Below are 12065 nucleotides of genomic sequence, written 5' to 3'. Positions count from 1 at the left end.
CCTGCAAATCATCTCAATGGTGGAACAGGAGTCCAGCTCCGAAATCGCGCGCGGTTCGAGCCCAGCATCGCGGGGGCCAGCCGGTGCCTATATCGAAGGTGAGCTCGGCGCGCTATATCTGCTTGCGCTGCTGACGGGCAATCGGGCACCGGGCTTGCCTGACGCCCGGGTCGTCAGCATTCGGTTCCAGGGCACGGAGCAGGGATTCAAGCTCGATGACCTGATAGTTTCGGGCGTGGGATCGGCGGGCGACTTCATCCTCGAAATCCAGTCGAAGCGGGATATTACCTTCTCGCCTGGCGATAGCGTCTATCAGGACGTCGCGTCGCAAATTGCGCTGAGCACGGTGGGTTCTGTCCCGGAGGACCGGCATCTTCTCGGCATCGCGACCCAACGGACCAGCCGCAAGATTTCGGGCGCCTATCAGGATGTGCTCAAATGGGCGCGAACTGCGGATAGCGCAACAGCGTTCTTCAACCGCATCGACGCCAAGGGCGTCGCGAGCAAGGACATGCGCGACTTCGTCGCGACGACGCGAAAGCATTTGATCGCCGGCGGTATCGCTGACAATGACCAGGCGATCTGGTTGCTTTTGCGGCGAATGCTCATCCTCGAGTTCGATTTCGAAGCGATGGCGCCGATTGCCCGGGCCCATGGTCTGGCGCTCGCGCGGGTGGCGCTGGCAGACGAGGATGTCGCCCGTGCCGAGGCGCTATGGAGCCGGCTGACCGACCTGTCGATCAAGACCGGAACCACTGGCGGTAAAATTGATCGAGATAGCCTCAGGGCCGATCTCGCCGAGGCAGGGTTCCGGCTTGCCGGCGACCGCGATTATGGGCTGGCACGCGCCAAGCTAGCCGAACTCGCGCGGAATACGCTTTCCCATATCGGGACGAGCGTGGCGGGTGTGACCTTGCCACGATTGGAAGCTGTCGCTGCGGTGGATGACGCGTCCGAAGCGCATCGGTTCATCGAAATCCGTGGCGATTCCGGTGTCGGTAAGTCCTGGGTGCTTCGGCACGTCGCCGAGCGCGTGGCGCGCCAAGCGCCGATCATCGTGCTTGACTGCGACTCGACGCCGGCAGGCGGCTGGCTACCGTTCTCTAACGCGCTCGGTATTCCGGGTTCGGCGGGCGAATTCCTGACCGATCTGGCCGCTAGCGGCGCCGCGATGCTGTTCGTCGACGGCATTGATATGTTCGACGATCGAGGCCGCCAACGCACCATCATCGAGCTCATGCGCGCGGCGAGCACGATTCCGGGTTTTACAGTAATCGCTACCACGCGCACTGCCGGCCATGTCGATATCGAACCTTGGCTCGACGAAGAGATCGTTGCCGCCCTGGGCGGCGTGCAGCCGGTACCCGTCGGCCCCTTGTCGGACGATGAAGTCGCGATTCTAGTTAATCAGGCGCCGGATCTTCGGCTGTTGCTTGCCCCCCAACATCCCGCCGCCGGTCTTGCTCGTAATCTCTATCGGCTATCCCGGTTGCTGAAGGTGCCGAGCGCGACCGAGGTTCGGACCGAAGCAGCAATGGCCGATTCGTGGTGGAAGAGAGCGGACGGCGCGTCGGCTGCGGAGGTGCGCGCCGCGCAGCGGCTGCTGGCAGCGCTCGCGGCGAGTGCCATAAAGGGAGAAGACGGGGTCGAGCTGACCGAGGATTCTTCTGCTCGGACGCATCTGCTTGAGGCACTGACGCTCAAGGAAGTGCGCCGCGACCGGCTAAACTTCTATCACGACGTGCTGCGCGACTGGGCGATCGGGAACTACATCGCAGAGAATCCGAGCCGTCTGGCCGCACTCGATCTGACTGTGCCGGTATCGCCGCGTGTGGCGCGCGGTATCGAGTTCGCCGCACGTCTCGCGCTCGAGACGGGGGCAGATTGCAGCGCCTGGACCGATCTGATCGCTCATCTGTCTCCGCGAGGGGCGCACGGATCATGGCGGCGCCAAGCCATCCTCGCCTTGCCGCGGTCGGAGGCCGGCTTCGAATTGCTCGAAAAGTGCAGCGCTGGTCTATTGGCAGACGACGCAGCTCGCCTTATCGAATTGTGCACGGCGATCGCGGCGGCCGAGACCGTGGCGACGGCAGACTTGATGACGATGCCGGACGGCTCCAAGGTCAATCTGCCGCGCTCGTATCGTACAAATAATACCGGGTCGGCAGTTCTGGTCCTGCGCTGGGTGGTGGCGCATGCTGCTGAGATTCCAATGTCGGCGATCGGCGCGGTGGTCGAGCTGGTCCAAATACAGGTCTATTTCCTCAAGCACCTTCGACCGTTCGCCGAGCAGACGGCCATCATGCTGTTTGGCTGGCTGCGTCAGCTTGATGTTCGCGACGCCGAGGTGACGATCCCCGGAGAGCGAAGCCTCGGCCGGGCGGCGAGCGACGCGTCGCGTAGCACGATAGAGCAGTTGCGCCTGATTGCGGTCTTGCTTGGCGAATTCGCGCCCGATCAACTGAAGACTTATTTAAGGGAGCTCGGCGCCGAGGGGGACAGCTACAAGGTCAAGGCGATCCGGCCGTTTTCCAAGGTGATCGCGCCGGTTGCGCCGGCCGAGCTTACGGACCTCATACTGTCGAGCCTCATTGACAAGCGGGAGCGGCGCGGCCGCCATGACCGCTCGATGGAGCGAGCCTTCACCTTCGCCGACAGCGACTATCTGCCGGCCTCGCCGGCGCAGCCGCCATTCCTCGATCTGTTGGAGTCCGGCGCTGCTGAAGGGTTGAGGCTGATTCGGACGCTGGTTGCGGAAGCGATAGCGTTCAACACCGACGGGTTTGCCCCGGAAGACGACGGCTACACCGTCGATCTCGGCCATGGCCCGCGCTTCTTTCCCTGGACTTCGAGCTACTTGTGGTCTCGCGACCAGAGCCACGAATATTCCGCGGCCTCCGGACTGAAGGCCCTCGAGGCGTGGAGCCAGCAGCGCCTCGACGACGGTGTACCCGTCGATGAAGTGCTCACCGACATCCTTGGACCCGAAGGCAGCTGTGCGGCCTATCTGCTGGTCGCAATCGACGTACTGCTGTCGCATTTCAGTGTCGGTCGTGACGTTCTCGCGCCGTTTATCGCAGCCCCTGTGCTGCTGTCTGCCGACCGCGCGCGGCAGACCCATGATCAAATCGGGTCGGGAATTGATTTCCCTATTGGGAAAGAGCCGGATGGAAAGGTCAAACTCGCCGACTTGAAAGCCCGCCCGTCACGGGGTGCGTCCTTGCTTGACATCGTCCCCAATTATATGGGCGACGACACCATTGCGAACCGTCTGCGTGAGCAACTGGGCGCCGCGATCGAGAACTTGGAGCCCTATGAGCCTTATTCGAACTGGGGCGATACGCGGTTCATCGCCCGCTGTGCCAACAACATGCTTCAACGGTCGAACTGGACAGACATCGGGGAGGGGAAGCTGGCCTATCAGCCGCCGGCGGATGAGGCCGCCCATCTTGCGGCGATGGAGAAAACGCGGGGCGAGTTCCTTCGATCTAGCGAAATCGAGGCGCGCGTCAGTCTGGCTATGGGCGGAGAAGGCGAACACGCCAACGCCTCAACGGCACGCGATGCGGTCGAGTATGCGGAGGGCGATCTTCCCGACGACAGTGATACCGATGCTCTCAAATCGCGCTCGACGAGGCTGGTCACGACTGCCCTGCTGGTAGCACGCGATGGGGATGACGATCTGCTCGTGACGCACGAGAAATGGGTTCGTCAGGTCATCTCGATCGCGTTGGAAGAGCAGTCCGATCGCGGGGGTGGTTCGCAGCTTGCGCTGCGCTTCAACCGCCCGGCGATCGCGACGCTTGCGCTGATCCATCTCTGGGGGCGCAAGGGGAGCAAAGCGGACCGAGATGCGCTGATCCGGCTCGCGACCCGCAAGGACCGCAGCGCCGCGCCGGCATTTTCCGCCGGCCTTGCGCGGATCCTCGAGATCGAGCCCAGGCTCTTCAAAGCGGCGATGCGCGTAGCCTTCGCAAGCACGACCTGGCGCTGGAAGAGCTATCAGGAGGAGGACGACGCCGAGCATGCGCGTTTCGAAGCAGAGCGGGCCGCGGCAATCGATGCAGCGGTCGCAGCCGAGGTCGCCTGGCTGGATGGCGGCGCCGAATCTGCGTGGCCGACATGGCCCAAGGAGCGTCCACATCTGCGTCGCGGCTCGCGTATTCGCGTTCCTAGACCAGTCCCACCGGCACAGTTCGACGAAGACGAGGCGATTGAGATCGTCCACGTCGACAGCGCGGCTGCGGCGCAGTGGCTGGCGATGATGCAGGCCGCGCCTAAGGGATCGATCGGCTGGCGGCAGGAGGTGGTCGCGGCCTATGCTGACTGGACCGCGCGGATGAACGGGTTGGGGCTGTCGGTTGATACCGAGATCGACCGCGATCCCCACGACTGGAACCTGCACTATTATGCGCTGTTCGCCGAGCGGCTACTCGACGGAACGCCTATGTCGTTCGATTCCGATCTGAAGCTCGTGACCGATTTGCCAGACGAGCCCTTCTGCGAGGTCGCGCAGACGGTCATGCATGCGGCCGACGCGCTCTATTTCAATGATCTCCAACGTACCGCTTCTCGGCCTGCCGATCTGCGCGCCAAGCTGGTGGAGCGGGTGATCGCGCTCAGGCGGTGGGAATATGCCGGCGATCCGGCCAGCTCGCGGATCGACATAGAAAGTGGCGGCATCATCGCGAAGATGCTCCTCAATACCCACGATCCATTTAACGGGACGCATAGCTATCTCCCGCCATTTCTCTTCGACCGCATCGACCCGCTGCTAGCCACAATGCGCCCCCTGCTGAGGGGCGGGCCGACGGTGTTCGTGGCGCTTTGCACTATGAAGCTGCTCCTCGTTGCGCCCCGGGCGCGACACCTCGACTTTGTCCTCGATGCAGTGGAGGCCTGGTTCGATCGCACCCGCGCGGCGGGCCTGTGGATCACCGCTGGCATCGGTGGTCGCGTCGTGCGCTGGTTCGATGCCGTGTTCGCCGAACAACCGAGCCTGCTGATCCAGGCGCATCCCGCGCGGGGCCGGATCGACCGCGCGCTGGGCAATCTGATCGGGGTTGGCGTCGCCGAGGCGCATGAGCTCGAGTTGCGGGTGGAAGCGGCTGCGGGCGACCCACAGGCATCGGTCGCGCGTCTGGATGGGAGAAGCTGAGTAGGTCCTCCTACGCGATCGGCGCGCAAGGCGAAATCGCGGGACATCAAGCATCGGCTCAAACAGCTCGGCCAGCGGAGGGTGAGTCGGATTGCAGATTAGCGTTCGCGCCGGCCAATGTGAAAATGGAAGCGAAATATCTTGCGCTGGGGTAGATATTGCTCCGCCCGCATAATTGCTGGCTATCTTTCGCTGTGCCAAGGCTGAGCTCGTGGATATTCTCGACTCACAGATCAATGCGCCGAGCAAGTGGCAAACCTTCGAGGACCTGTCTTGCGCCTTGTTCGCGGAAGTATGGAGGGATCCAACCGCGCAGAAGAACGGCCGGATCGGCCAACCGCAGCACGGCGTCGACGTATACGGCTCGCCCGAATGGAAGCCGGGTACATACTTCGGTGTTCAGTGCAAAGGCAAGGACCAAGGCTTTGGCGGAAAGCCAACTAAGGCCGAGTTCGATATCGAGCTCGGCAAAGCAGAGGCGTTCGCACCACCACTCGGGAAATGGTATTTTGCGACGACTGCCGAGGTCGATGCGGATCTCCAGGAGCACGCCCGCACTGTCTCCGCGGATCGGGTTGCCGTCGGCAAGTTCGAGGTAGATATTCTTGGCTGGGGCGCTCTCAAAGCCTTGCTGGCAAAGCATCCATCGGTCATCCGCCAATTTTACCCTGAGCTTGCGGCAGGCGCGGCTGATCTCGAGCGTGTGGCTGAGGCCGCCGAGGCCGCCTTGGGGTCAATCGAGGACCGCTTGCGCCGCGGCAGTGAAAGTCTCCAACTGCCCCGGTCGCATCTCGTTGCGCGCGCGTCGGTCTATCTTGCTGAGCATAATATCGTCCGCGTCACAGGTGAGGGCGGAGGTGGCAAATCGGCTATCCTGAAGCGCCTGGCACTTGAGCATTTGGGTCCGCTTTTTGTTCTGAAAGACAATAGGGTTCGGGCAGGCTCGCTCGCCGAATACCTGGTGCAACTCGGGATCGGCGAGACACCTACAAAGCTGTTCGAGCGCCTCGGACGCGGTGGCAATTTGCTGGTCCTGATCGACGGGGCCGACCGACTCCTGCTCTCGGAGCGGCGCGGGGTCGTGACCGACCTGCTGGCGCTCGCGGCACGTTATCTGGATGCCGGCAATTGGCGGATGATTACTTCCGCTCGCGCATATCAAGACCGGGACTTGGTGCTCGCCGCTCTCGATGACGCGGGGATCAGCAAGTCGGCGAGCCTTCCGGTCGATGCGATAGAAGAGGAGGATTGTGAAGCAGTTGCGGAAGCGTTCCCGGCCTTTGCATCTTTACTCAGACGGAATGATCTTGCCCAGCAGAACCGGCGGCTCTTTCTTCTTCGCGAGCTTTTAAAACTCGACGTACCGCCCGAGGGGCGCATTACCGAAATGGATTTAGCAGGAAAATGGGCTAATGCAGATCAGAATGATGCCCGCTTAACCGTTTGCCGGACCAAGGCTCTGTCGCAGATGGGGCGGTGGCTTGTCGAAAATCCGACGCGCGCGCCTGGGAGCTCCGTTTTCGATCCGGAAGGAGCGCTCTGCCTCATAAGCGAAGGCACGCTGCTTTCAGACCCTCGTGCCGACGCAATCACGCTTGCTTTTGACGTACACGAGGATTGGCTCATCGCCCGTGGTCTGCTGCCCGACTGCGACCGGCTTGGCGAACGTTTGCGCGACAGCGGTGAGCCGTTGTGGTGGCTTCGAGCGGTTAGGCTCCTCGGACAATTGTGTCTCGAGCAAGGCCACTATGTCCGTTGGCGCGAAGTGTATGCGGCGCTCGAAGCCGACACCTCAATAGATCCTGCCTGGGCTCGGGCCTGGCTCGTCGCGCCGCTCTATACCGAAGCCTCTAGCGCAATCCTTGACGATCTCGGTTCCGCCCTCGAAGCCGATGACTTCCGGCTGATCCGCCGTCTTCTTGACTCGCTCCTCGTATCCGAGACAAGGCTAGACGAAACGCTCCTACACTCTCCTCACCTTGCCCATTTTAGCGAAAGCCAACGCTACGCGATCGCAACCTATGGCAAGCAGCCGGTGTGGCGAAGCTGGGTTCCATTTCTACGTTGGTCGCTGCCGAAATGGTCCAATTGGCCGAAGAGTCTTGTTCCTCAGCTTGCCGAACCTGCGCGCGTTTTCTGCCGAGCAACGCTCAACTTCCCGAACGCCCATAGCCAGGCCATAGGACAGATCGTACGCCCTTGGCTGGATGAGATCGAGGAATGCCGTCACCTGCTCGGTTGGAGCGATAGACGCGAGCCTTTCGGGATCGATTTGCCGGACCGCGACGCTTGGAAGCTAATCGAAGAGAAACTTCGGCAGGCTCTGATATTCTGCGCTGAGTCGGACGCGCGCGGTGTCGAAGCCTATCTCGCGCGTCTGGCTAATGATCGGCGCCTCGGCAGCCCGCGACGCAAGTTGCTGAAATCCCCTGGTTTCCTGGCAGGTAAGTTTCCAGCCACGTGGGCCAAGCTTTGCGCCTGCCATTATCTGCCGCCGCGACGCCGCTCGCGTAACGATCAGTCGATCCTCGGGCGTGAGCTATTTAGTTTTTCCGACGCTCATAGCTCGGGGCTCCCTGACGGTCAGAGTTGCTACCCGCCTGGCCCATCACGCGCGGGTTTCCTTGAGTTGTTCGAGGCCGACGAAGTGTTGGCGCTGGATCTTTTCCATCGAATCGAACGGCGAGCCTCGGTCTTCTGGCGCTGGTACGCCCGCTGCCGCGACGGGGAACAACCGCTTGCGCTGACGCTCAAAATCGATGGGCATACCATCGCTCTCTGGGGTGACGAGACCGTTTACCGCTGGTCCCGAGCCGTACTCGGATCAAATATCCTGGGTTCGATGCATCTCGCGCTCGATGAATGGATGCATCGGCAAGCATCCAACGGACGGGATGTCGGCGACCTTATTAGGCTCGCTCTACAGCCCAACGGTCTGGTGGCGACGGCGGGTCTGTGTATTTCTCTCCTCAAGGCGCATGTAAACACGCCGGGTGCGATTGATCACGCTGCGCCATTTCTCGGGACGCCGCGGTTCTGGAACTACGACATTCGCAAGCATATCGACGACCAACAACCGGCGCATCGCATAAGCTACAGTTTCTCAGAGCGTGATCACCACTTCGATCAGGTCGAGGCGATCTTCGAGCGACATAAGGCGCAGTCGCCGATGTCGCACACGTTGATGCTTCCATTCCGCCTGAAGGCGGGCGAGACAGTCCAAGCCGAGTTCGACGCCTTGCGTGGCACGTGGAGTTTGGAGGATCTCGCCGAAGATAAGCGACAGCCGGCCGATTCATCATGGGTCGCGGCGAACGGGGAGCGGTTCGCACGCATCCTCTCCGACAGCGACCAGAATCAGGTCGAGATCAGCTACAATGAGGCCAAGCAGCGTATCGAAGCCCATATCAATCCTCCGGCCGAGCAGCTCAAGGTCATCGAGGCTGCAGAAGAAAACCGCCGCAGAATGGGACAGGTAAATCGGTTGGCGATGTGGGCAGTCCACTCGCGCGAGAAAGGTGGTATCGAGGAAGGCTTGACCCTCGAAGAGGCTATCGAACTAGCTGATCAAGTGATGGCCGAACCGCCCGAGGATGCCGATGATGGCGGATTCGGACTGGCCCGAAAGATGACCTCCTTCGCCATTGTTGGAGCAGCAGCAATTGTCGTCGCAAGGGCCGACATGGCGTTTCTCGATGCAAGGCTCGAATGGGCTCGCGAACGGCTTGAGGCGGGTTGTCAGAATCGGCGCTCGCCAGCGGAAGAACACTTTACTGTTGATGAGGCGCTACTCAGCTTCGACCCTCAGGATATAGGAGCATGGGGGCTCGCCGCGTATGCCTGCCGCCAGCGCAACGACGCCATCGAGCGGCGTGTCCTCGAACTTGCCGTCGATCGGCTGCATGGCCTTCAAAAGGCAGTGCTCGATGGACTTCTCTGGGACGCAAACCCGGACTTTGCTCGCCGGGTGACCTTTGCCACGCTGGATGTATGCGTGATCGACATCGGCCATTTCTGGTTTCAGGGCAGCGAAGAAAGGGCTGCGAGACGCATGGCGAGGAGGCGATTGAAGATTATCAAACGCGCTGCAACGCCATGTCCGGCAAACCGAGTTCCAGACCTTCCGCCGGCACCCTATCGGTCTCAGTGGGTACGCGGTCGCAAATGGTATCATCCGCCGCGCCGCGTTCGGCTGATCTCGCCTGTCGTGCTCGACTGGGGACGCGTGGCGGAAATTCTAGCCCGCCTCGACTGGCGTCGCCTTACGAGCGAGGCAACGGGGCGCGACGCTTTCGCGACCTATTTGAAGGGCCTCGTCGAATGGACACGGGACTATTCGGAAGACGAGGAGCCGCGGCAGCACGACCGCCGCTATCCCTTCGAATGGGCCCACAAGATGGCGAGCGAGGTCGGGCGCTTTGCGGCCTTCCACGGCGATGGGGCGATCTGGAAAAGTCTGACCCGGTTTGAAGAACGAGATCACGGCCGGGAACTCGTCGGCAACTATATGGAGGCGATCGCCCACGAACTAATGGTCAGCGAGCGGAGGCCCGACGCACGCTTCTGGTTCGCGTGGAAGCCCGCGGCGGAATGGGTCATGGCGACGGCCGTCCCATCTCGGCAAACCAATTATGATTCACTCGACAATTGCGTGGAGGCTGCAGGGTTCGTGGGCCCTTGGTCGACTCCAATTCCGCCCGGTTGGCTACATCTCGCAGATCTTCTGGAATGGATCGACACCTGGCAGCAATCGACACTTCATCTCCGCCGAGCGGCGTGGTTATCATTGCGTGTGGTCGAACGCATGTCGTTGGACGAGCGAGCTTCCATCTATACGCGATGGCTCGCCCGCCTTGTCGAGGCGCATGGCCGCGATCCGAAATTCTGGCAATATGATGATCTTGGCGACCGCGCCGCCGCGCTCGCGAAGCCGTTGGCCGATCACGCGGGCTGCGACAGGCCCGAGATCCGGCGCATATTGGCCATTATGGCCGACGCTGGTTCGAACGCTGCGCTTGCGATTGTCCCATTGTTTGCGCAGCGGAAGGGCCGTTAGCCAGGTCGCTCGACATCTCCGCGCTTCCCTAGCCCGGTAGATGTCGCCTGCTAACCTATCCGAAACCGAGCCATGCTAAACTTAGGCCTGACAAGGATGCTCTAACGGGTATAGTTCAGTCCGGACTGACCGTCGTTCGGCATCGGCCTGAGCAAGGTTGGACGCGGGGCTTTCGAGCAAGCGGAACAGCAGCTAATCGCGCAAAGCGCGCGGCTCTCGATTCCTGAAATCGATGCTCTCGCCGACGGGTTTGCACATGGCACCATCCAGCTGAACGACCTCCTGCATGGGCTGCTGAAATAATGGGACAGGCCAAACAAAAGAAGAGCCGCTACCAGCAACTGCTGGAGGACAACCCGCTGTGCTGCCTTTGTGGAGGCGTGACCAAGTCGTCCACGGTCGACCACATCCCGCCTCAGGCGTGCTTCCCGCGTGGGTTCTTCCCGGAGGGTTTTGAGTTCCCCGCGTGTGAGGCCTGCAACGGCTCGACCAAGAGGGAGGACCAGATATTCGGCTACTACATGCAGATGGGAAACCCCGACCTGTTCACCAACGACTTGTGGTCGATGTGGCGGCTGCAGGATGGCATCAAGAACAACTATCCGGCCGCGCTCCTGAACACCAAGCTCAGCAATCAGGCCAAGGCGGCGGCACTGGCTGAAATGGGGATTCATGTGCCAGCGGACGCCGATTTGTCGAACATGCCGTTGGCTGGTGTGCCTGCAGAGTTTCCTGCGGCGGCCACGAGGATCGGGCGGAAGATGGCGTGTGCGATCTACTACAAGGAAACGGGCGGCAAGTTCCTTACGAAGAAGCACTACATCTGGACCGCAACGGTTCACAGCAGCCATCCGCGCGCGTCGCAGCTAACCGACTACGTGAATAGGATGTTGCCTGAAAAAGAGGTTGGTGGCCGGGGCAACATCAAGGATTACGGCAGGCGGTTCGGTTACCGTTACGGGTACAAGGAGAAGGGGGACTTCATGATCTCCACCTCGCAGTTTGGAGTCGGGTTCATCACGATCTGTACCAGTGGCATCCTTGATAAGGGCAAAGAGCGGATACCACCCGAGGAGCTTCAGACCATTTTCCCGACGCCCAAAGAGCGGGCAGCTGTCGCTGATGCAAAGGAAGCGGAGAAGCCCGCAGCTGCCCCAAAGGCTTGATTGAGCCTAGTCCGCTACGCTGACGCTCACTTTGCCCGGTCCGTCATCGATATGTCGGCGTATGACCTGCCCGATGTCCGACCTGCCCTGCATCTCAAATGACAACGCGAGCTGTAGCAACTGGTAAGCGTTGCCGTTATCTTTCATGAACTGCACGAAAGCCTCGACCACAATTTGGTCGAACGAGCTGCCAGACGGGGCGTGCGCAATCACTCTTCTGGTGAAGTCTTCGATTTGGACCTGTGGAACGGCAGCAGTTAGCCGCCGCACCGTCTCCGGGCCGGTAAGCAACTGTTGCCGCGCCTTCTCCCGCCTCTTCGCTTCCAGCGCCTCCGCGGGCGTCACCCTGAAGGCAATTTTCTGGGTGCCCGTCTTGGCATCCGCCTCATAGCTGAAATCGAACTCGATACCGTTCTTGATAGCCGTGTCGGCGAGACGGAGGCCTGCCTTCGCAACCTTCGACATATGCGGCAGCTCAATCAGCGGACTTTGAGGCACCGCATGCGTGCCTTTGAAGAATCCCTTCAGTCCTGATGGCGATCCGGAGGTCCGGAGATGGCGCAGTGCCCGTTCCGGCGGCCAGCTCAAACGGCAAGATCTGACCGATAGTGTTGAAGAAGTCGGCGATGAAGCCGTGGATCCACTCGCACCGAAGCGTCTTGATTAAGGTCGACGCGACCTCCTC

General features: G+C 61.3%; 5 protein-coding genes. 3 read left to right on the top strand and 2 right to left on the bottom strand.

Annotated features, from left to right (window positions below; all coding sequences use genetic code 11):
* The first annotated feature begins 16 nt into the window (after positions 1–16).
* The 3 genes from NKI39_RS20155 to NKI39_RS20145 all read left to right on the top strand — a co-directional run bounded on the left by NKI39_RS20155 (position 17) and on the right by NKI39_RS20145 (position 11380).
* Complete coding sequence (locus NKI39_RS20155; protein ID WP_352682127.1) at positions 17–5158, top strand: NACHT domain-containing protein; 5142 nt, start codon at positions 17–19, stop codon at positions 5156–5158.
* 211 nt (positions 5159–5369) lie between these two features.
* A complete protein-coding gene (locus NKI39_RS20150) occupies positions 5370–10214 on the top strand; it encodes an NACHT domain-containing protein (RefSeq protein WP_352682129.1) in 4845 nt (1614 codons plus the stop codon).
* A gap of 302 nt (positions 10215–10516) precedes the next feature.
* Positions 10517–11380: a hypothetical protein gene (locus NKI39_RS20145; protein WP_352682131.1), complete on the top strand. Its 864-nt coding sequence runs from the start codon at positions 10517–10519 to the stop codon at positions 11378–11380.
* A 6-nt stretch (positions 11381–11386) separates the two neighbouring features.
* On the opposite strand, the gene NKI39_RS20140 is transcribed toward NKI39_RS20145, so the two are convergent.
* Both NKI39_RS20140 and NKI39_RS20135 read right to left on the bottom strand, forming a co-directional pair.
* Entirely contained in the window at positions 11387–11845 is a 459-nt protein-coding gene (locus NKI39_RS20140) for a hypothetical protein (RefSeq protein WP_352833895.1), read from the bottom strand.
* A gap of 10 nt (positions 11846–11855) precedes the next feature.
* On the bottom strand, positions 11856–12065 hold a 210-nt coding region (locus NKI39_RS20135), incomplete at its 5' end, for a hypothetical protein (protein WP_352833892.1).

The sequence above is a fragment of the Mesorhizobium sp. M0664 genome (assembly GCF_040320565.1).
In the GTDB taxonomy this organism is placed as follows: Bacteria; Pseudomonadota; Alphaproteobacteria; order Rhizobiales; family Rhizobiaceae; genus Mesorhizobium.
The sequence above is the reverse complement of the archived record's forward strand: the minus strand, read 5'-3'. Positions and strand labels throughout refer to the sequence as shown.

Excerpts from the sequence above, each read along its gene's own strand:
- NKI39_RS20140 (WP_352833895.1), bottom strand. The coding sequence starts at position 11,845 with ATGTCGAAGGTTGCGAAGGCAGGCCTCCGTCTCGCCGACACGGCTATC.
- NKI39_RS20155 (WP_352682127.1), top strand. The coding sequence starts at position 17 with ATGGTGGAACAGGAGTCCAGCTCCGAAATCGCGCGCGGTTCGAGCCCA.
- NKI39_RS20145 (WP_352682131.1), top strand. The coding sequence starts at position 10,517 with ATGGGACAGGCCAAACAAAAGAAGAGCCGCTACCAGCAACTGCTGGAG.